General features: G+C 70.3%; 19 protein-coding genes. 8 read left to right on the top strand and 11 right to left on the bottom strand.

Annotated elements, in window-relative coordinates; translation table 11 throughout:
- Positions 1-252, bottom strand: a 252-nt coding sequence (locus JWP54_RS13280) for a hypothetical protein (protein ID WP_297372835.1), incomplete at its 3' end; no start/stop codon positions are given.
- 133 nt (positions 253-385) lie between these two features.
- Here JWP54_RS13280 and JWP54_RS13275 point away from each other — a divergent pair.
- The 3 genes from JWP54_RS13275 (at position 386) to JWP54_RS13265 (ending at position 4381) form a co-directional block, all read left to right on the top strand.
- A complete protein-coding gene (locus JWP54_RS13275; protein WP_297372834.1) occupies positions 386-1825 on the top strand; it encodes a GuaB1 family IMP dehydrogenase-related protein in 1440 nt (479 codons plus the stop codon).
- A 130-nt stretch (positions 1826-1955) separates the two neighbouring features.
- The gene (locus tag JWP54_RS13270) at positions 1956-3326 is read left to right on the top strand and encodes a hemolysin family protein (protein WP_297372839.1); all 1371 of its coding nucleotides are present in this window, start codon (positions 1956-1958) and stop codon (positions 3324-3326) included.
- Positions 3323-4381 (top strand): hemolysin family protein, encoded by a 1059-nt coding sequence (locus JWP54_RS13265; RefSeq protein ID WP_297372833.1) that lies wholly within the window; start codon positions 3323-3325, stop codon positions 4379-4381. The genes JWP54_RS13270 and JWP54_RS13265 overlap by 4 nt, the downstream gene beginning before the upstream one ends.
- Here the strand turns inward: JWP54_RS13265 and JWP54_RS13260 are convergent.
- A complete protein-coding gene (locus JWP54_RS13260) occupies positions 4378-5223 on the bottom strand; it encodes a Cof-type HAD-IIB family hydrolase (RefSeq protein WP_297372832.1) in 846 nt (281 codons plus the stop codon). The two genes, JWP54_RS13265 and JWP54_RS13260, sit on opposite strands and share 4 nt — an antisense overlap.
- A 115-nt stretch (positions 5224-5338) precedes the next feature.
- Between JWP54_RS13260 and JWP54_RS13255 the strand changes: the two genes are divergently transcribed.
- Positions 5339-5716 carry a VOC family protein gene (locus JWP54_RS13255; protein WP_297372830.1) on the top strand — a complete coding sequence of 126 codons (378 nt, stop codon included), beginning with the start codon at positions 5339-5341 and terminating at the stop codon, positions 5714-5716.
- A gap of 28 nt (positions 5717-5744) precedes the next feature.
- Here JWP54_RS13255 and JWP54_RS13250 read toward each other — a convergent pair whose 3' ends face one another.
- The gene (locus JWP54_RS13250; protein ID WP_297372829.1) at positions 5745-6881 is read right to left on the bottom strand and encodes an NADH:flavin oxidoreductase/NADH oxidase; all 1137 of its coding nucleotides are present in this window, start codon (positions 6879-6881) and stop codon (positions 5745-5747) included.
- A gap of 22 nt (positions 6882-6903) precedes the next feature.
- On the opposite strand from JWP54_RS13250, the gene JWP54_RS13245 reads away from it, so the two are divergent.
- Genes JWP54_RS13245 through JWP54_RS13230 form a run of 4 tightly spaced genes read left to right on the top strand, consistent with a single transcriptional unit; the run spans position 6904 to position 10712 of the window.
- Positions 6904-7746 carry an ADP/ATP-dependent (S)-NAD(P)H-hydrate dehydratase gene (locus tag JWP54_RS13245; protein ID WP_297372827.1) on the top strand — a complete coding sequence of 281 codons (843 nt, stop codon included), beginning with the start codon at positions 6904-6906 and terminating at the stop codon, positions 7744-7746.
- 19 nt (positions 7747-7765) lie between these two features.
- A complete protein-coding gene (locus JWP54_RS13240; protein ID WP_297372826.1) occupies positions 7766-9088 on the top strand; it encodes a glycosyltransferase 87 family protein in 1323 nt (440 codons plus the stop codon).
- Between the two features lie 5 nt (positions 9089-9093).
- A complete protein-coding gene (locus JWP54_RS13235) occupies positions 9094-9402 on the top strand; it encodes a thiamine-binding protein (protein WP_297372824.1) in 309 nt (102 codons plus the stop codon).
- A 38-nt stretch (positions 9403-9440) separates the two neighbouring features.
- Positions 9441-10712 carry an MFS transporter gene (locus JWP54_RS13230; protein ID WP_297372822.1) on the top strand — a complete coding sequence of 424 codons (1272 nt, stop codon included), beginning with the start codon at positions 9441-9443 and terminating at the stop codon, positions 10710-10712.
- Between the two features lie 24 nt (positions 10713-10736).
- Here the strand turns inward: JWP54_RS13230 and JWP54_RS13225 are convergent, their stop codons facing one another.
- From JWP54_RS13225 to JWP54_RS13190, 8 genes are all read right to left on the bottom strand, one after another.
- Positions 10737-11408 carry a response regulator transcription factor gene (locus tag JWP54_RS13225; RefSeq protein ID WP_297372821.1) on the bottom strand — a complete coding sequence of 224 codons (672 nt, stop codon included), beginning with the start codon at positions 11406-11408 and terminating at the stop codon, positions 10737-10739.
- A gap of 57 nt (positions 11409-11465) precedes the next feature.
- Positions 11466-12758: a hypothetical protein gene (locus JWP54_RS13220; protein WP_297372820.1), complete on the bottom strand. Its 1293-nt coding sequence runs from the start codon at positions 12756-12758 to the stop codon at positions 11466-11468.
- A complete protein-coding gene (locus JWP54_RS13215; RefSeq protein WP_297372819.1) occupies positions 12755-13924 on the bottom strand; it encodes an ATP-binding protein in 1170 nt (389 codons plus the stop codon). Before JWP54_RS13215 ends, JWP54_RS13220 begins: the two co-directional genes overlap by 4 nt.
- 55 nt (positions 13925-13979) lie before the next feature.
- Positions 13980-14648, bottom strand: coding sequence for a hypothetical protein (locus JWP54_RS13210; RefSeq protein ID WP_297372817.1), 669 nt, complete (start codon positions 14646-14648; stop codon positions 13980-13982).
- Between the two features lie 12 nt (positions 14649-14660).
- Positions 14661-15428: a hypothetical protein gene (locus JWP54_RS13205; protein WP_297372815.1), complete on the bottom strand. Its 768-nt coding sequence runs from the start codon at positions 15426-15428 to the stop codon at positions 14661-14663.
- A gap of 48 nt (positions 15429-15476) precedes the next feature.
- Positions 15477-16925 carry a DUF4389 domain-containing protein gene (locus tag JWP54_RS13200; protein ID WP_297372813.1) on the bottom strand — a complete coding sequence of 483 codons (1449 nt, stop codon included), beginning with the start codon at positions 16923-16925 and terminating at the stop codon, positions 15477-15479.
- Positions 16926-17000: 75 nt separating this feature from the next.
- A complete protein-coding gene (locus tag JWP54_RS13195; RefSeq protein WP_297372811.1) occupies positions 17001-18212 on the bottom strand; it encodes a homoserine O-acetyltransferase in 1212 nt (403 codons plus the stop codon).
- A gap of 155 nt (positions 18213-18367) precedes the next feature.
- Complete coding sequence (locus JWP54_RS13190) at positions 18368-19696, bottom strand: bifunctional o-acetylhomoserine/o-acetylserine sulfhydrylase (RefSeq protein ID WP_297372809.1); 1329 nt, start codon at positions 19694-19696, stop codon at positions 18368-18370.
- Positions 19697-19792: the final 96 nt, after the last annotated feature.

The following is a 19792-nucleotide window of genomic DNA, read 5'->3' as shown; positions in this document are numbered from 1 at the left end:
GGCCAGCGGCGGCACCTCGGCCGCGGCGGGAGCGGCAGCGGAGGCGGCACCGGCGGAGGCCGGCTCAGCGGCGGCCTCGGCGGTGGCTGTCGCCGTCTGGTGGTAACTGTCCAGGATCGGCCACCAGGCCTGGTCCACCGAGTTCTTGTCGATGAGGTAACGTTCGTAAAATTCGTCTACGAGCCACTCGTTGGCTCCGAATTCAGCAGCGGCCGTCTCTTCAGACCCACCGCCGGTCAACTGGTTCGACACAGCTGATCGCCCACTCTCTTCGTTGATTCTGATTGTCCATGGCGATCACAACCGCCGGGTCAGTGTGTTGATATCAAGACTAATCCCCTCACGGCGCTGCGCCGGTACGGCTTGTGGGGACTAGCGTTAAAACATGCAGTTCTATGGAGCGGTACCTCCCCACGATTTGACCTACTCTGACGTCTTCCTGGTGCCCAGCCAATCGGCTGTGAACAGCCGCCTCGACGTCTCCCTCGCACCCGGCGACGGCACGGCAGCCACAATCCCGATCGTGTCCGCGAACATGAACTCGGTGACCGGGCCGCGCCTGGCGGCCTCCCTCGCGCGGCGCGGCGGCCTCGGCGTGTTGCCGCAGGACATGCACCTGCAGGACCTGGACGCCGCCATCCGCTGGGTGAAGGCCCAGCCGGTGCAGTTCGACACCCCGTTCGTGTTCGGGCCCGACGCCGTCGTCGCCGACGCGCTGCGCCAGGTGCCGCCGGTCGAGGGCCAGGGTCTCGTCATCCACGGCGACGGCGAGCAATACCTGGGCTGCATCGACGCGTCCCGCCTGGCGAGCGCGCTGCCGGATGCCCGGCTCGGCGACCTGCTGCACGGTGCGCTGCCCTCCCTCGACGCCGAGGACATCGACAGCCCGCGCGGCGCGTTCGACGTGATGACCGCCGCCGACCTCGACTTCGCCCCGGTGCTGTTGCGCGGCAAGCTGGTCGGTACCCTCAGCCGCAAGAGCGCCCTGCGCTCCACCCTCTACCAGAGCGCCGTCGACCCGGACGGCCGGCTGCTGGTCGCCGCCGCCGTCGGCATCAACGGCGACGTGGCCGCCAAAGCGCGGGCGCTGGCCGCCGCGGGTGTCGACGTCCTGGTGCTCGACACCGCCCACGGCCACCAGGCCGGCATGATCCGCGCGCTCCGCACGGTGTCGGCGCTGAAGCTCGGCATCCCCATCGTGGCGGGCAACGTCGTCACCGCCGACGCCGTCGAGCACCTCGTCGGTGCGGGCGCGAACATCATCAAGGTGGGGGTCGGCCCCGGCGCCATGTGCACCACCCGCATGATGACCGCGGTGGGCCGGCCGCAGTTCTCCGCCGTGCTTGAAACCGCCGAGGCCGCCGGCAAGCTCGGCGCGCACGTCTGGGCGGATGGAGGCGTGCGCTACCCGCGGGACGTGGCGCTCGCGCTCGCCGCCGGTGCGGCATCCGTGATGATCGGCTCCTGGTTCGCCGGCACCATCGAGGCGCCGGGCACCCTGGACACCGACGCCTCCGGCGCGCTGTACAAGGAAAGCTGGGGGATGGCCTCCACCAAGGCCGTGCGCGACCGGTTCGACCGGCTCGACCCCTACGAACTGGCCCGCAAGACCCTCTTCGCGGAGGGCATCTCCAGCTCGAAGATCTACCTCGACCCGCTACGCCCGTCGCTGGAAGACCTGCTGGACATGATCACCTCCGGGGTGCGCAGCTCGTTCACCTACGCCGGGGCAGCCAGCGTCGCGGAATTCCAGGACCGGGCCAAGGTCGGCATCCAGTCGGCCGCCGGTTACGAAGAAGGCAAAGCGCTGGTGGTGTCCTGGTGATCCGGGGCAAAATCCCCAGACCCGAACGGTATAGTTGGCCCTCTAATGGACGACCCCCCCTCTGCGCATCCGACCGACCATGAACCCTCGCCCGTAACCAGCGGCGGTGCTGCCCGTGTATGAGTGGATCATGCTCGGGTTCGGCCTGATCCTGACGCTGGGCACGGGCTTGTTCGTGGCCAGCGAATTCGCGCTGGTCAACCTCGACCGCTCCGACCTCGAGGCCCGCCAGGAACGCGGTGAAACCCGCCTGACGATGACCATCGCGGCGCTGAAGATCACCTCGACACACCTCTCCAGCGCCCAGCTGGGCATCACCCTCACCACCCTGCTCACCGGGTACGCCCTTGAGCCCGCCATCAGCACCCTCCTCTCCGGTCCGCTGGACCTGATCGGCCTGCCCGCCGCCGCGGTCCCGGTCGTCGGCTCCACCGTCGCCATCGTGCTGGCCACCCTGATCTCGATGATCATCGGTGAGCTGGTGCCCAAGAACTTCGCCCTGGCCCTTCCGATCCAGACCGCCAAGCTCGTCATCCCGTTCCAGACCGTGTTCACCACGGTGTTCAAGCCGGCCGTGACGGTGCTCAACGGCAGCGCCAACGGGCTGCTGCGCGCCGTGGGCATCGAGCCGAAGGAAGAGATTTCCGGAGCGCGCACCGCTGAGGAGTTGTCCTCGCTCGTGCGCCGGTCGGCCAGCGCCGGACTCCTCGAGGCCGACACGGCGACCCTGCTGCACCGCACCCTGCTGTTCTCCGGCCACACCGCATCCGACGTGATGACGCCCCGGCCCCGGCTGGCCAGCATCCAGCGCACTGCCAGTGCGCAGGCCGTCATCGACCTCACCCGGCAGACCGGCTACTCCCGCTTCCCCGTCATCGACGAAAGCGCCGACGACGTCGTGGGCATCGTGCACGTCAAGCAAGCCGTTGCCGTGCCCCGGTTCCGCCGGGCGGATGTCCCGGTGTCGGCGCTGCAGTCCGAGGCGCTGCGGGTGCCGGAGACCATGAAGCTCGACGGGCTGCTCGGTGAGCTCCGCGGCCGCGGTTTCCAGATGGCCGTCGTGGTCGACGAGTACGGCGGCACCGCGGGAGTCGTCACCCTCGAAGACCTGGTGGAAGAACTCGTCGGCGAGGTCGCCGACGAGCATGACCGCACCAGGGCCGGCATCGTACGCTCGCCAGGGTCGCTCACCTTCCCCGGCATGCTGCGGCCCGACGAGCTCGACGAGCGCGCCGGACTGAGCGTGCCGGAGAACGGCCCGTACGAAACCGTGGCCGGTTACGTGATGAGCGAACTCGGCCGCCTGCCCGTCGTGGGCGACATCGTTCGCATAGACACCGGTGAACTCCGGGTGGAACGGCTTGACGGCCGCCGCATCGACCGTCTGCGGTACACCCCGGACCCGCTTCCCACCGAGCCGCCGACCACGGATTCCATCCGCACCGTCCAGAAGGCAGCAGTGACCTCTTCAGCCCGCACCGTTCGAGAGGGAAACCGATGAACGACTGGGCCGGAATCGGCTGGCTGTTCGTGCTCCTGCTCGGCAACGCGTTCTTCGTCGCCGCCGAATTCGCCGTGATCTCCGCGCGCCGCTCACAGATCGAACCCCTCGCAGAGGCGGGCAAGCGGAGCGCACGGACCGCGCTCTGGGCGATGGAACACGCCACCCTGATGCTGGCCACGTCGCAGCTGGGCATCACGGTCTGCTCACTGCTGATCCTGAACGTCTCCGAGCCGGCCATCCACCACCTGCTCGAGATCCCGCTGGCGTTGACCGGGCTGCCGGAGGCCGCCGTGGGCACCATCGGGTTCGTGATCACCCTGTTCATCGTGTCGTACCTGCATGTGGTGTTCGGCGAGATGGTGCCCAAGAACCTGTCCTTCTCGATCCCCGACCAGGCCGTGCTCGTCCTCGCTCCGCCGCTGGTGTTCTTCGGGCGGGTGGTCAAGCCGGTCATCGTGGCGTTGAACTCGACCGCGAACGGAGTGATCCGGCTCTTCGGGGTGGAGCCCAAGAACGAAGCGACCAGCACCTACACCCTCGACGAGGTGGCCACGATCGTGAGCCAGTCCACCAAGGAGGGTGTGCTCAGCGACGACTCCGGCGCCCTGTCGGCGGCGTTCGAGTTCACCACGAAGAAGGCCAGGGACATCGCCGTTCCACTTGACCAGCTGGTCAGCCTGCCGGAGTCGGCGACGCCCGCCGACGTGGAGAAGGCCGTCACCCGGCACGGCTTCTCCCGGTTCGTACTCGACGGCGAGAACGGCGAACCGGCCGGCTACATCCACCTTAAGGACGTGCTGGGCCTGAACGTCGATCCCGTCGAGGTCGGCCGGAACGGCTACACCGACCCCATCCCGGGCAAGCTGATCCGCCAGCTGGTGTCGATCTTCGAAGACACCGACCTGGAAGACGCGCTGGCCACCATGCGGCGCTCCGGCGCGCACCTGGCCCGCACCTTCACCGCCACCGGCGATGCAACCGGGGTGCTCTTCCTCGAGGACATCATCGAGGAGCTCGTCGGCGAAGTGCAGGACGCCACCCGCCGGCTCTAGGCCAGGGCCGGAGCGAGCTCCGGGAAGACGCCGAGGATGCTCTCGATCACGCCCTCGTCGATGTTGGACGGGGCGAGGTGCCGGGCGCGCTTTCGGATGCTCGGGTGCGCGTTGGCCACGGCGTAGGAGTGCCCTGCAGCGTCGAGCATCTCGGCGTCGTTGAGGAAATCCCCGAACGCCATCGTCTGCTCCCGGCTGATGCCCAGGTGCTCCTGCAGGCGGATCAGGGCTGTGCCCTTGTTCGCGCCCGGCCGCATAATGTCCACCCAGTTGTCGCCGGAGATGACGACATCGGCGGAAAGGTCGAGGGCGCGGACGGCGGGACCGGTCCGGGTCTCCGCCCGGCCGCGGTCGAAGATCGCGAGCTTGAGCACGTCGTCGTTCGCGGCGGCGACGGTGACGTCGTCGACGACCTCGAGAGCGGCGTAGTACGGGCGCACCTGGGCGACGAAGGAATCGTCGGCACGCTCGATGTACGCGCTCCTGGCGCCGCACACGACGATGCCGAGGTCGGTGCCGGCCGCGGCCGTGGCGCGCACCCAGTCGACGACCGGAGCGACGATCGAGGGAACGACGGGCTCGAGCGCGATGGTGACGCCGCCCTGGACGATGTTGGTGCCGTTCTCCGCGATATAGACCAGACCGTCCCGGTCCCCGAAGACGGCCTGCAGGGTCTGGTACTGCCGGCCGCTCGCCGGCGAGAACAGGATGCCGGCGGCGAGGAGCTTGTCGAGCAGGGGCCAGAATCGGTCGGGGACCCGCCCGTCGGCGTCGAGCAGGGTGCCGTCCATGTCGGAGGCGATGAGGCGGATGTCGATGGGGACGGGAATTGCGGACGTCATCTCTTCAGGGTAACCGCCGACGTTCCCCCGCTGGTCGGTGCCGGCCAGCGGAAGCCCTCGCCGCCCAGTACCGGGCGGCGTAGCCTGTTCGGCAGAAAGGAAAGTGAGGTGTCTCATGTTGAGTCAATTGGAAGCCGCCGCAGTGCTGCCGGCGAAGAATTTGAGCCGGGCCAAGGCGTTCTACAAGGACAAGCTGGGCCTCGAGCCGGCCGAGGAGCGCGACGGTGAGTTGCGCTACCGCACCCCGGCCGGCGCCGCGGTGCTGATGTACGAAACCGAGAACGCGGGAACGGCCAAGAACACCGCCCTGCTCTGGGTGACTCCCGACGTGCAGGCCGAAGTCGACAGGCTGCGCCAGGCCGGGGTGGTGTTCGAGGAGTACGACCTGCCCGGGCTGAAGACCGAGAACGGCATCGCCACGACCGGCGGCGAACGTGCCGCCTGGTTCAAGGACTCCGAGGGCAACATCCTCTGCGTCGCGCAGGACGGTTAGCCGGTTTGCCCACCCGGCCGGGGGCGCGTCACTCCTCCGGCCAGGTGGCCCGCAGGTACGGGCCGGGCCAGTAGTCCAGCTGCACGCCCAGCTCGGCGGCGGCGCGGAGGGCGAAGTGCGGGTCGCGCAGGAACTCGCGGCCGAGCATCACCGCATCCGCCGCACCGGAGGCCACGATCCGGTCGGCCTGCGTCGCGGTCGTGATGAGGCCGACAGCGCTGACCATAACCCCCGCGGTCTCCTTCACGAATTGCGCCAGCGGCACCTGGTAGCCGGGCGAGAGGGGAATCTGCACGCCGGTGATGTTGCCGCCTGAGGACACGTCGAAGAAGTCGGCGCCGGCCTGCGCAGCCCAGCCGGCGACGCTCGCGGTCTCCTCCACCGTCCAGCCGCCGGGGGCGTAGTCGGTGCCGGAGAAGCGGACGAGCAGCGGCACCGTCTCGCCCACCTCGGCGCGCACCGCCTCGACCACGTGGAGCAGCAGCCGGGCCCGGTTCTCCAGCGAGCCGCCGAACTCATCGGTGCGTTCGTTGCTCAACGGGGAGAGGAACTGGTGCAACAGGTAACCGTGCGCGGCATGCAGCTCAAGCACGTCGAAGCCGGCACGAACGGCACGGCGGGCGGCCGCGACGAAGTCCGCGATGACCGTCTCGATCCCGGCCCCGTCCAGTGCCACCGGCTCGGCATAGCCGGGGAACGCGATCGCGGACGGGCCGAGCGGCGGCCAGCCGCCCTGCTCGGCGGGCACGGTGCCGCGCCGGGTCGCGCCCCAGGCCGGCCAGGTGGACCCCTTGCGGCCGGCGTGGGCGAGTTGGATGCCAGCGGTGGCGCCCTGGCCATGCAGGTGCTGCACGATCCGCGACCACGCGATCGCCTGCTCATCGGTCCAGATTCCCGTGTCCCGGTCGCTGATGCGCCCCTCCGGGCTCACCGCCGTGGCCTCGGTCACGATCAGCCCGGCGCCGCCGGCGGCCATCGCGCCGAGGTGCACGAGGTGCCAGTCGGTCGGCACTCCGTCACGTTGCTGGACCGAGTATTGGCACATCGGCGCTACCCAGAGCCGGTTGCGGACGACGACGCCGCGCAGACTGATCGGATCGAAGAGGGAAACCGCCGGGGCGGCGTCGAGTGCGGTGGGCGAGGCGGATGCGCTGATATCGGACACCGAAACAACCTATCGTGAGTGCATGGCGAAACCACGACGATGGCTGGAATGGGAAGCCGCCCAGGCGCGCGACTGGATCGCGGTGCCGCAGGCCGACGACGACAAGTACAGCCGCGGTGTGCTGGGCCTGTGCACCGGGTCCACCGGGTACCCCGGTGCCGCGGTGCTCGGGGTCGAGGCGGCCGGGCGCACCGGAGTGGGCATGCTGCGCTATCTCGGGCCCCGGCGGGTGGCCACCCTGGTGTTGCAGCGGCGCCCCGAGGTGGTCACCGCCGACGGGCGGGTGCAGGCCTGGCTGCTCGGGTCAGGGATGGACGCCGGCGCGCGAAGCGCAGACCGGACCACACAGCTGCAGAAGGCCCTCCGCCAGGGCCTGCCCACGGTGCTGGACGCCGGCGCGCTCGACCTCGTGGGCGCCGGGACCGGCGCGCGGGTGATCACCCCGCACTACCGGGAACTGGCCGCTCTGCTTCAGCGGTCCGGCGAGGGCGTCCCGGCCGAGGAGATCGCTCGGGAGCCAGGGGACTGGGCGGTCCGCGCCGCCGAATTGCTCGGTGTCACGGTACTGCTGAAGGGCAACACGACCCACGTCGCCTCACCCTCCGGGATCCGGTTGAGCGTGTCCGGTGCGCCGGCCTGGCTGGCCACGGCCGGTTCCGGCGACGTGCTCGCCGGAATCCTCGGCGCCCTGCTGGCAACCCACACCAGCCGTATCGACGCGGATGCCGACGCCATGGCGTCGCTCGCCGCCACCGCGTCGTTCGTGCACGCGGCGGCCGCGAGCCGGGCATCCGCCGGCGGCCCCATGCTCGCGCTGGATATCGCCGAGGCCGTGCCGGCGACCATCGCGGCGTTGCTGGCGTGAGCGTATGCCACAGTTGACCGTGCCCGAATCCACATCTCCCGACGGCCCGGCAGCGCAGGGCGCGGCAGCGAACCGGCCGGCCGGAACGGCGGCTCGCCGAACGGTGCTGCGCCGGCCCGTCGCCCTCTGGACGGGGTTCGCGCTCGTGCACGCCGTGCTCATCGCACTCAATCTCAGCGGGATCGGCTGGCCACTCGGCGACGTGGAGCAGGTCTATCTCGGGTGGGCGAATGGAACCGTCGCCGGCACCGCACGCTTGGGCGTCGACACCGCTTTCGTCTACCCGATCCTGGCCCTCGCCCCGATCCTCGCCGCCCTGGTCTTCGGCGCACCGCTCTACGCGCTGACCTGGCTGGGCCTGGTCACGCTGATCAACGGCGCGGCCTTCGGGATGCTCACCGGCCGGCGGCCCGGCAGCGCCGCCACCGTCGCGGCCTGGTGGTGGCTGGTGTTCCTGTTACTGCTGGGCCCGGTCGGTCTCGCCCGGATCGACTCGGTGACGGCGCCCCTGGTGATCATGGGACTGCTGTGGCTGCGCACCCGGCCGGTCGCGGGCGCCGTGCTGCTGAGCCTGGCGACCTGGGTGAAAGTCTGGCCGGTCGCGGTGATCATCGCCCTGGGGGTGGCGTCCGCCCGACGCCGGCAGGTCATCGCGGTGTTCGCGGCCACCTCGCTGGGAATCATCGGTTTCGCTCAGCTCTTCGGCAGTGGGCTGACCATCCTGAGCTTCGTCACCGAGCAAACCAACCGGGGCCTGCAGATCGAGGCGCCCGTGGCGGCCTGGTGGCTGTGGCAGTCCGCGCTGGGGATTCCGGGCACCCTCGTCTACTACGACCAGGAGATCCTGACCTACCAGGTGGTCGGCGCCGGCTCCGATGCCGTCATCGCGGTCATGACCCCCCTGCTGGCAGTGTGCGTCACCGCCGTGCTGCTGCTCGGCTGGCGAGCCCAACGCGCCGGCGCGAGCGTGGACCGGCTGTTCCCGCCGTTGCTGTTCGCACTGGTGCTCACCCTGATCGCGATCAACAAGGTCGGCTCCCCGCAGTTCATGACCTGGCTCGCCGCACCGATCATCCTCGGCCTGGTGGTCTCACCGCGGGCCTGGCCCGGCCCGGCGGCCGTGGCGCTGCTGATGGCCGGCCTGACCCAGCTGGTCTACCCGTACTTCTACAACGGCCTGCTCGCCACCACCCCCACCATGGTGCTGGTCCTGACGGTGCGGAACCTGTTGGAGCTGGTGCTGCTGGGTTGGATGATGGTACGGGTGTGGCGGCTCGGCAGCGCGTCCGGCCCCGATTCAGACACCGGTGCCGACCGGCATCGTTCGATCCTGAAGGAGTAATCATCGTGCTTGTCGCATTCTCAGTCGCCCCGTCCGGCGGCCCGTCCGATTCCGTGCACGACGCCGTCGCCGCAGCGGTGCGCATCGTGCGCGACTCCGGGCTGCCCCACCACACCGACTCCATGTTCACGACCATCGAGGGCGACTGGGACGAGGTCTTCGCCGTCGTCAAGGCCGCGACGGATGCCGTCGGCGCGTTCGGCAGCCGGGTGTCGCTGGTGCTGAAAGCCGACATCCGCCCCGGCTACACCGGTGAACTCACCGGCAAACTCGACCGGCTCGAGGCGGCCATGAAGGAGTCCGGCGCCGACTAAGTAACCTGCCCGGAACAATCGGCCCGTATTCTGGACCGATGCCCTCATTCTCCACCGGGACGGCGCCGCTGTCGCCGGCCCGCATCCGTCTTGCCCTGCTTGCCCTCGCCCTGGGCGGATTCGCGATCGGCGCGACCGAGTTCGTGGCCATGGGTCTGCTGCCCAACCTGGCCGCCGACCTGCTGCCCGGCCTGTACGCCTCCTCGCCGGACACCGCGAACGCCCAGGCGGGCTGGCTGATCTCCGCGTACGCCCTCGGCGTGGTGGTCGGTGCGCCCACCATCGCCGCGGCGGCGGCCCGCTGGCCCCGCAAGCAGTTGCTGCTGGCCCTGCTGGCGGCGTTCACGCTGGCGACCATCGCCTCCGCCCTGCTGCCGAGCTTCGGCCTGGTGCTGGTGGCCCGGTTCGTGGCGGCCCTGCCGCACGGCGCCTACTTCGGGATCGCGTCGCTCGTCGCGGCCGAGCTGATGGGCCCGGGCAAGCGCGCGCGCGGTGTCGCGATCGTGCTCTCCGGCCTGACCATCGCCAACGTCGTCGGAGTGCCGTCGATCACCTGGCTGGGCCAGGTCGCCGGCTGGCGGGTCGCGTACATCGCGGTGGCCGCACTGTTCGCGGTGACGTTCGTCGCGGTGATCGTGGCGGTGCCGTTCCAGGCCGGCAATCCCGGCGCCACCATGAAGAGCGAGCTGCGGGCGTTCGGCCGGTTGCAGGTCTGGTTCGCGCTGCTGATCGGCGCGGTCGGCTTCGGTGGCCTGTTCGCCGTGTACACCTATGTGGCGCCGCTCGTGATCGAGATCACCGGGCTGCCCGCCATGGCGGTGCCGCTGGTGCTCGTCGTGGTCGGCCTGGGCATGACCGCGGGCAACTTCGTCGGCGGCGCCCTGGCCGACCGCAGCGTGCGGCGCACCATGTACACGTTCTTCGGGGTGATGCTTGCAGCGCTGCTGCTGCTGGCCGTGTCCGCCCAGACCCTGCCGGGGCTGCTCATCGGTGTGTTCCTGGTCGGCGGGGCGGCGTCGGCGCTCTCGCCGACCATCCAGACCCGGCTGATGGATGTGGCGCACGACAGCCAGTCGATCGCCGCGGCGCTGAATCACTCCGCCCTCAACCTCGGCAACGCCCTTGGCGCGTACCTGGGCGGTGTCGTCGTGGCCGCGGGCCTGGGCTACCTCGCCCCGATCTGGGTGGGCTTCGGCCTGAGCGTGCTGGGTGTGGCGCTGGCGACCATCACCTTCGCCATCGACCGCAACCGCCGGCGCCGCGGTGTGGACGTGCCCTACGGCACCCAGCTGATCGACGTGGTCGGCTGATCCGCCCGCCGGGTGCCGGGTGTCCTAGTCGGACTGCAGCAGGATCCCGTCGTGGATGGCGCGCTTCCGCAGCGCGACCTTGGTGCCCACGTCGAAACCGGCCAGGCGGTACTTCTCGCGGATCCGCTTGAGGTAGGACTTCGCGGTCTCCTCCGAGATGCCGAGCTGGTGGGCGACGGCCTTCACCGGCTCGCCGGCGCCGTACAACGCCATCACCCGGCGTTCCTGCGCGCTCAGCCGCGGCGACGCGCCGGCGGAGCCGCTGTGCAGGGCCAGGTCGAGTTCGGCCGAGATGTACGACTCGCCGACATTGGCGGCGTGGATGGCGTCGACGATGGTGCCGGCTTCCTCGGTCTTGACGAGGTAGCCGAGCGCCCCGGCGGCCAGGGCCTCGCGCACCAGGGCCGGCTCCGAGTACGTGCTCATCAGGACGGTCTTCACACCGGCGGTCTTGAGCGTGGAGATCTTCAGGGACACCGGAATGTTGTCCTTGAGGTCCAGGTCAAGGAGCACCACGTCCACCGGGAACTCCGGGTGGGTGAGGAGCTCGGGCCAGGTCGTCACGGCCGCGACCATGTTGATGTCGTCCGCGGCACCCCGGATCCACTCGGTCAGCGCCCCCAGGAGCATCCGATGATCATCTACCAACGCCAACCGGATGGGATTGCCGATGAGCGTCACTGCTGCGTTCGTCACTGCTGCCTCCTGTTGCATGGTTCCCCCGACGGATGATCCTCGCGCCGGCTGGCGCGGTTACGCATCCGCTGGATTGTCAATACTGCACTCGATGTCGACGTGGAGTTGTCCGCTTCGAACCGTGTCGATGTGAGGGCCGACTGCACGGATGGCCTGCCACGTCTCCGGGTCGACGCGCCGCCGGGGTACGCCCTCGATGACGATCTGGATCGGAAACCGCAGCATTTCACCGACGGCGTGGCCGCTGGTGCGGCCCAGCGGCCCGAATACGAGCGAAACCGTCGGCTCCGCCCCATCCGTGTCGCTGATCAGAAGCCATATTGCCAGAAGAAGGGCGTCCCGCTGCACCGGTGAGAGCTGGCCGGCCAGCCCGAAGGGGTCGTCGAGGTTCACCGCGGGGCCGAGAAACTCCGACTCGGTGAGCGCGTGGTGCAGCCAGGTCTCCCGGCGGCCCTCGATGAGGTGCAGGCGCAGCTGGGTGGCCAGTGCGGCCGCGGCCGTGGACTTCGCCTGGCTCAGCGGCAGGGCGGTGCGGCCCGTGGCAACGTCATCGAGCAAGGTTTCCGCGTCGAGGTCGATGCGGGCCAGCTCCTCGGAGGCGAGCATTCCGACCGCTGAGGAGGACTGGGTGACGGTGCTCTGCACGAGCACTAGGTCGAGTTCGCGCTGCACCATCCGCCGGAACACCCGGGCGACGGATACCCCCAGGATTGGGGGGAACACGCACAGGCCGATGGTGAGGATGGCCGGCGCCAGCGCGAACGAATCACCCCGTTCGACGGTGAGGGAACCGGCCGAGACCACGGCGCCGAGCACCAGCGTCGCGGCCACGACGTCCCGGCCGCGCCGCACGGTGGCCAGGGCGGTGAACAACGCGCCGACCGCCGCCGCGGCCGTCGGGTAGGCGCCGGCGGTGTCGCCGCGGCCGTACCCGGCGAGGTCGAGGGCCACGATGAGCTCGCCGGTGGCGAGCACGGTCAGGAACAGCCAGGTGGGCATCCGGTTCGAGACCCGGTTGATGAAGACCAGGGTGGTCGCGCCGGCGAGGAGCAGCACCGCCCAGGCGGCCAGGGTGGGCAGCGGATCCGCGTAGAGCTCCCATTGATCCGCGAACCGCCACAGGAGGAACATGGCCACGATACCGGCGCTCAGGGACAGGCCGATGCCCAGGTGGCGGCCGCCCAGGCCGTCGCGGTTGGCGCGGGTGGTGTCGACCGTGCGCTGCGGCCGCCGGAAGGTGCGCCGGCGCTCGTCACGCTGATCGTCGAGAAGCTGCCGGTGCGCCAGCGCCGCGGGATCGGCGCGGGGTTCAGCGGAGACGGGACCTGCCGTCGATGTTCCCTGGCTCACTTGGGCACCTCCAGCACCACGGTGGTCCCGGCGCCGGGCGAGGAGAACACCCGTGCGTTGCCGCCGACGTCACGCAACCGGGCCACCACCGACTCGGCGAACCCGAGCCGTTCGGTGCTCACAGCGGTGAGATCGAAACCAATGCCGGCATCCGTCACCATGGCCCGCACGGTGACGTCATCGTCGGAGATGGTGACGTCCGCGCGACTGACCCCCGAGTGCCGGCGCACGTTCTCCAGGCACTCACCCAGGGCGAGCAGGAACGAATCGAGAACCTCGCTGGGCAGGAGCACCTGGCCGCTGCCGTGCCAGTCGACGTCGAGTCCCATCCGGCCGAAGCGTTGCTTGACGGATGCCAGAGTGCTGCCCAGCGTTCCGACGCTGGCCGGCTCCAGGGTATAGATGCCGGAACGGCTGGGAGTGGGCAGGCCGCCCAGCCGCAGCTGACGCAGCAGCTGGGCGTCCTCACCGGACTGCTGCCGCAGCGCGGCCGGAGTGACGCCGACCCCGGAGTGGGCGAGCAGGGTGAGGGTGGCCAGCACTGTGTCGTGCAACAGCCGGGCACCCTGCCGGCGCTGCGCCTCGAGCTCGCTGGCGTGCCGTTCGGCCTGGTGGGCCCGGCCGATCGCGGCGATGCGCTCCAGCGCCCGGGGCACGCTCTGCGCGATCCACCAGCCGCCGAGCGACAGCGCCGCCCATCCGCTCATCGTCAGGGCGAGCGGCAGGACGGAGCCGCCGGCCGAGATCGTGACGAGGGACACGGCCGCCACGGTGACGCCGAAGGTGGCGAAGAGCCCGATCTGCCGCCGGGGACCGACCACCAGGACGGGGGCGACGCAGCTGACCACCGCTCCGCCCACACTGCCGATGACTGCCTCCTCGACCAGGTTCAGCCCGACCTGGGCCGTCGACATCAGACCGACGATGAGGATGACGGCGGTGCCCAGCACCACGACCGGCAGCACCCAGCGCATGGCGCCGTTGCGACCGAGCAGGTACTGGCACCCGAGGATCACCATGATCAGGGGCAGCACAGCCAGGATCACGGGCAGTCGCACCCCGTTGGGAACCGCGAGGTACGGGAGGGTCGCTATCGAACCCGCCGCTCCGGTCGCCCGGGCGGCCCGGCGAAGGACGCGGTCTCGCTCTTTGGCGATGCGTGGCATGGCTGCTGGCTCCTCATGAGTGCTCTACCTGCACCTTATCGGCCCTTGCGGGATTTTAGACGGGTTGACTAGGGGTTTTGATGGGCAGTAAGCGCAGCAGGACGAGCCAGCTGACGAGCGCCATGGTGAACGCCATCAGGACGCCGGCGAGAACCCCGATCAGGAGGACGAGCACGGCCGGCTGGCCCGGCTGCCACAGCGGAGTGGCCACCGCGAAGAAGACGATCAGGCCGGCGCACCAGGCCGCCGCGCTGCCGGCGATCCACCACGCCGCCCCCCGGCAGTGCCGGCTGAGCTCGGCCCGTTGGGCGATGCCGATTACGGTGAGCAGCACCGACGCGGCCACGAGGCCGGCGGTGGCCTGCCCGGCCGCCGGCCAGCGCTGCCAGACGTCCGCCCACTCGGCCGGCAGCAGGCCGATGAACCATGCCACGGCGGCGCCGAGGGCTGTGGCACCCACCCATCGGGCCCGTGACAGGGCCGGCAGCCGGCTGCGGAGCACGTTGGCCTGCGTCCAGCCGAGCACGGCGCCTTCCACCGCGCCGGCCAGGATCAGGGCGGGGATCCGCACCGGGGAGGCGGCGAACGCCAGTTGAGCGAGCGCCGGCGCGAGGAACCCCACGGTTTCGCCGAGGGTGACCCAGAACAGCCAGTACTGCAGGAAGAGGCTGTCGGCGCTCCGGCGCTGCAGCGGGTTCGACGGTCCCCGCCGGGCGATGCTCATGGCGAGAACCACTCAGCCGGCCGGGTACCGGGGACGCTCCGGCGCGGCCGGCACGGCCGGAGCCGGCGCGCCCGGGCCGGTTGCGGGCGGGCTCTGGTTCGACCGGCCGCCCCTGGCCAGGCCGACCACGCCGAGGATCAACAGGAGCAGCCCCACCAGGACCAGGAGGACACCCACGCCCAGCAGCGCAGTCGCGACCGGGCCGAGCAGGCCGGTGCGGGCGCCGAGGCGCACGTCGACGGAGACCTGCTGGCCGGCATCCGCGTTCATCACCACGAGGGAGAAGGCGCCGGGCTCCCAGGACGTGGTGATCGACTGGCGGCCGGGCCCACTGGCCGATTGGATCCAGAAGTCCTGGGACGTGGGCGGTTCGGGCCGTTCGGTGCCGGGCACGTCGAGGTAATTCACCCGGAACGGGTCGGTCTGGATGTCGCGGACCTCGGTGTGGGCGACGCCGGCGAGATATCCGGCCACGTCGTCGGTGGGGGCGATGCCGACGAAGACGTCCGAGCCGGTGGTGCTGGCGACCTCCACGAGGAAGCTGGCGAGGTCGGGATCCACCGGCCCGGCGCCCTCCGGCACCCTGCCGGCGGGTGCGTCGAACCGGCTGGTCAACGCGTACGAGTCGGTGCTGAGCGCCTCGGCCGGGCTGGTGAAGAAGCCGTCGGTGCCCTGCGCGGCGTTCCCCAGGGCGGCGACCGCGCCACCGGCCACGAGGGCCCCGCCGAACAGGGTCAGGACGATGCCGAGGATCAGCATGATCAGGGGGCCGGGTTTCATTGCGGGTGGGTCCTTCCGACGGCCACGGATGCTGTCAGCGTTCTCCCGTTACGAGGGGCTGTCAACCCCGGGCGCGGCCGGCGGCGCGGCCAGGCTCCCGGGATCCAGCGGGCCCTGGTCCAGCCGGAACGGCGGGTATTCGTCGCGCATCAGGGCCGCGTAGACGACCACCCGGTAGAACCAGCGGTTCAGGCCGATGATCAGGTTGAACAGGCCCCGCCGGTAGCGGCCGCTGAAGAGCAGGATCACGGCCGCGATGAGCACCAGCAGGCCGAGGAGGGAGAACCCCGAGTCGGTGGTCCTGGTCCAGGCCGCGTCGTCGTTCCGCGACCAGGTCCACGACCAGGCGCCGCCCGTGATGATCGCGACGATGAACAGGTGCGGCAGAACCAGGAGCCACCATTTGACGAGCACGAGTCCATGCGAGAGATGGGCGGGGTAGTCCACCTCGAGGTCGGCCGGATAGTCGGTGGCGGCGAGGCTGAACGGCGGGTACCTGTCGGTGCCGAGCGCGGAGTACGCGTAGAAGCCCACCCGCCAGTTCCAGCGCAGGACGCCGACGTTGTAGGTGAAGATCGCGCGTGGATACCGGCCGGTGAAGAGGATCGCGAAGCCGGCGACGACGGTGCTCACCGCGAAGCCGACCCAGAGGAAGAACAGCACGATGAGGTGCGGGATCACCAGGATCCACTTGACCAGCCAGAGCGCCCGGGACAGGTCGGGGTCGAGGCGGCCGGTCAGCCGGGCCGGGTAGTCGGCGCCAGGCAGGTCGGGTTCGGCCGGCACGACGGGCACCGTCGCTTCCGGCCGGCTGGATGGGGCGGGTCCGCCGCGGCCGAGTCCGAGAACGCCGAGGATCACCAGCGCCAGGCCGATGAGCAGGGTGAGGATGCCGATGATCAGCAGGGTCGCCGCAGCCGGGGCCAGCAGGCCGCTCCGCACCCCGGCTTGCATGTCCACGGTCACGGCGGGGTCGGCATCCGCGTTCATCACCACCAGGGCCCAGGACCCCGGCTGCACTCGCCAGGTGAGTTCCTGGCTGCCGGCGCCGGAGGCGGAGGCCACCCAGATGTCCTGCTCTGCCGGAGCCTCCGGGCGCACCGAGCCGGGGACATCCGCGTAGCGCACCCGGAACGGATCGGTACGGATGCCGCGCACCTCGGTGTGGTCCACCCCGGCGAGGTAGTCGGCCACGTCGGCCGCGCTGGCGATGCCGACGAACACGCCGCCGGAGTCGGCGCCGGTCGCCTCCAGCCTGATCCGGGCGATGTCCAGGTTCAGCGGTGCGGGAACGTCGGCGCTGGTGACCGGACCGAGGGTCGGGCTGGTCAGGGCGTAACCGTCAGTGGAGAACTCGGCGGTGCGGCTGGAGAAGTAGCCGTCACGACCCTGGACGCCGTTGGCGATGGCCGCCACCGTGCCCGCGGCGACCAGCCCGACCCCGACCAGGGTCAGGATCGTGCCGATCAGGAGCATGATGAGCGGGCCGGGTTTCATGACAGCGAGTCCTCTCCGCGGGTCGAACGCTGTCAGACTTCTCCCGGGCGGGGCCGCTGTCAACCCGCGGGCGCCTCAGCCGAGCAGCCGCCGCAGCTGGGCGCCGACGGCGGCGTTCTCGATGAGGAACCCGTCGTGGCCGTAGCCGGACCGGAGCACGACGGGCGAGGCGTCGTCCAGGCCGACGCCGCCCCGGGCGAGGCCGGCCGCGATGATCCGCTGGCCCTCGACCGGGAACAACCTGTCGCTGTCGATGCCGACGACGAGGGTGCGCGCCGTGACGAGGCCGAGGGCCGCAGCGACCCCGCCCCGGCCCCGGCCGATGTCGTGCGAATTCATGGACTCGACCAGGGTGATGTAGCTGTTCGCGTCGAACCGGCGGGTGAACTTGTTGCCGTGGAAGTCCAGATACGACTCGACGGCGAACCGGCCGCCGCCGCCCAGCGGGCTCAGATCGCTCTGCCAGCTGCGCTCGAAGCGCATGTTGAGCTCGGACGGGCTGCGGTAGTTGAGCAGCGCCATCCGCCGGGCCAGGGCGAGCCCCCGGCTGGGGCCGGCTCCGGGCTCGGCGTCGTAGTAGTCGCCGGCGCGGAACAGCGGGTCGGTGCGGATCGCCTCGATCTGCACCGAGTTGAGGGCGACCTGGTCGGCGGTGGTGACCGGCGGGGCCGCCAGGACGGCCAACCGGTCGACCCGGCCGGGCTGGTCGATGCCCCATTCGAGCACGTGCATGCCGCCCATCGAACCGCCGATGATCGCGGCCCAGCGGTCGATGCCGAGCCGGTCGGTGAACGCCACCTGCGCGGCGACCTGGTCGCGGATGGTCAGGTACGGGAACCGGGGGCCCCACTCCGAGCCGTCGGGCGCGAGGGAGCCGGGGCCGGTGCTGCCCTGGCAGCCGCCGAGCATATTGGGTGCGACCACGAACCACCGCTCGGTGTCGATGGCCAGGCCCGGACCGACGATGCCGCTCCACCACCCCGCGGTGGGGTGGCCCGGCCCGGACGGGCCGACCAGGTGGCTGTCGCCGGTGAGGGCGTGCAGCACCAGGACGGCGTTGTCGCCGGCGGGGTTCAGCTCGCCCCAGGTCTCGTAGGCGATCCGCACGGCGCCGAGGTGGCCGCCGGCCTCGAGGTCCAGCGCGCCGATGTCCAGGAACCGGCGGTCGCCGACGGGGTCACCGTCGCGCCAGCCGCCCGTCACGGGCGGTTTGCCCAGCAGGGAGCGCACCTGCGCGTCGGTGACGAAGGTCGACGGGACGGTGTCCTCGGAGAATTGCCATTCCATATGGCTCAATCTTCTCGACTTTTCGCGCCCATCCGCGCATTGTTACGTCACTTGCGTCCCACCCGAGTCCGCGAAAGCGACCTATCCGTTGCCTCCCGAACGGGAAGCAACCGTTTCACCGCTCTCGCGGAACGGAACGGAACCGGACGGGACGGCTACGCGTTGGCGCGTGAGGCCAGGACCACGGCGCGGGCGGCGGCCAGTCCGGTTTCGAGGTCGGCCTGCAGGTCGACGACGTTCTCGATGCCCAGGGAGAGCCGCACCAGGCCGGGCGTCACACCGGCGGTGAGCTGCTGCTCCGGGGTGAGCTGGGCGTGCGTGGTGGAGGCCGGGTGGATCACGAGGGACCGCACATCGCCGATGTTGGCCAGGTGGCTGAACAGTGCCAGGTTATCCACCAGCGCCCGGCCGGCATCCAACCCGCCCTTGAGCTCGAAGGAGAGCACCGCGCCCACGCCCAGCGGCAGGTACTTGTTGGCCGCGGCGTACCAGGGGCTGGACGGCAGGCCGGCGTAGTTGACTGACGCGATGTCCGGGTGGTTCTCGAGGAACTCGGCGATGGTCTGCGCGTTGGACACGTGCCTCTCGATGCGGAGGCTCAGCGTCTCGATGCCCTGGATGAGCTGCCAGGCGCTCGCCGGGGCGATGGCGCTGCCGAGGTCGCGCAGCAGCTGCACCCGAGCCTTGATGATGAAGGCGAGGCTGTCGCCGACCGCCTTGGTGTAACTGGCCCCGTGGTAGGACGGGTCGGGTTCGGTCAGGCCGGGGAACTTCTCCACGTTGGCCGACCACTCGAACAGCCCGCCGTCCACGACGACGCCGCCGATGATGGTGCCGTGGCCGCCGAGGAACTTGGTGGCGGAGTGCACCACGATGTCGGCGCCGTGCTCGAACGGGCGCAGCAGGTACGGCGTGGCGATGGTGTTGTCCACGATCAACGGCACCCCGTTGCTGTGCGCGACCTCCGCGACGAGGGCGATGTCGAGGATGTTGATCTTCGGGTTGCCGATGGTCTCGGCGAAGAACAGCTTGGTGTTCGGCCGCACCGCGCGGGCCCACTCGGCGGCGTCGTCCTGGTCCTCGACGAAGGTGGTTTCGATGCCGAGCTTCTTCAGCGTGTACTTGAACAGGTTGTAGGTGCCGCCGTAGATCGAGCTGGACGACACGATGTGGTCGCCGGCCTGGGCGATGTTGAGCACCGCGAACGTCGACGCGGCCTGGCCGCTGGCCACGAGCAGGGCGCCGGTACCGCCCTCGAGGGCGGCGACACGTTCTTCGACCACGGCCTGGGTCGGGTTCTGGATGCGGGTGTAGATGTTGCCGAATTCGGCTAGCGCGAACAGGTTCTGAGCATGCTCGGCGTTGTTGAAGACGTACGAGGTGGTCTGGTAGATCGGCGTTGCCCGCGCGTTGGTGGTCGGGTCCGGGCGAGCCCCGGAGTGGACCTGCTTGGTTTCGAACTTCCAGTCTGCGGTGTCGCTCATGGGTCTCTCTCCCTGCTGATGGTCGGGGCAACTCCCCGAGGTGTCGCTCGCGGAGCTAGCCGCTCCGCCTCTCTGCAGCAACCCTAGGCAGCAGAG

Origin of the sequence: Cryobacterium sp., assembly GCF_025463825.1 — a bacterium.
Lineage (GTDB): Bacteria > Actinomycetota > Actinomycetes > Actinomycetales > Microbacteriaceae > Cryobacterium.
Note: the sequence above shows the minus strand (reverse complement) of the source record. Positions and strands in the feature narration are given on the sequence as shown.

Excerpts from the sequence above, each read along its gene's own strand:
- JWP54_RS13275 (WP_297372834.1), top strand. The coding sequence starts at position 386 with ATGCAGTTCTATGGAGCGGTACCTCCCCACGATTTGACCTACTCTGAC.
- JWP54_RS13270 (WP_297372839.1), top strand. The coding sequence starts at position 1,956 with ATGCTCGGGTTCGGCCTGATCCTGACGCTGGGCACGGGCTTGTTCGTG.
- JWP54_RS13265 (WP_297372833.1), top strand. The coding sequence starts at position 3,323 with ATGAACGACTGGGCCGGAATCGGCTGGCTGTTCGTGCTCCTGCTCGGC.
- JWP54_RS13260 (WP_297372832.1), bottom strand. The coding sequence starts at position 5,223 with ATGACGTCCGCAATTCCCGTCCCCATCGACATCCGCCTCATCGCCTCC.
- JWP54_RS13255 (WP_297372830.1), top strand. The coding sequence starts at position 5,339 with ATGTTGAGTCAATTGGAAGCCGCCGCAGTGCTGCCGGCGAAGAATTTG.
- JWP54_RS13245 (WP_297372827.1), top strand. The coding sequence starts at position 6,904 with ATGGCGAAACCACGACGATGGCTGGAATGGGAAGCCGCCCAGGCGCGC.
- JWP54_RS13230 (WP_297372822.1), top strand. The coding sequence starts at position 9,441 with ATGCCCTCATTCTCCACCGGGACGGCGCCGCTGTCGCCGGCCCGCATC.
- JWP54_RS13215 (WP_297372819.1), bottom strand. The coding sequence starts at position 13,924 with ATGCCACGCATCGCCAAAGAGCGAGACCGCGTCCTTCGCCGGGCCGCC.
- JWP54_RS13210 (WP_297372817.1), bottom strand. The coding sequence starts at position 14,648 with ATGAGCATCGCCCGGCGGGGACCGTCGAACCCGCTGCAGCGCCGGAGC.
- JWP54_RS13205 (WP_297372815.1), bottom strand. The coding sequence starts at position 15,428 with ATGAAACCCGGCCCCCTGATCATGCTGATCCTCGGCATCGTCCTGACC.
- JWP54_RS13200 (WP_297372813.1), bottom strand. The coding sequence starts at position 16,925 with ATGAAACCCGGCCCGCTCATCATGCTCCTGATCGGCACGATCCTGACC.
- JWP54_RS13195 (WP_297372811.1), bottom strand. The coding sequence starts at position 18,212 with ATGGAATGGCAATTCTCCGAGGACACCGTCCCGTCGACCTTCGTCACC.
- JWP54_RS13190 (WP_297372809.1), bottom strand. The coding sequence starts at position 19,696 with ATGAGCGACACCGCAGACTGGAAGTTCGAAACCAAGCAGGTCCACTCC.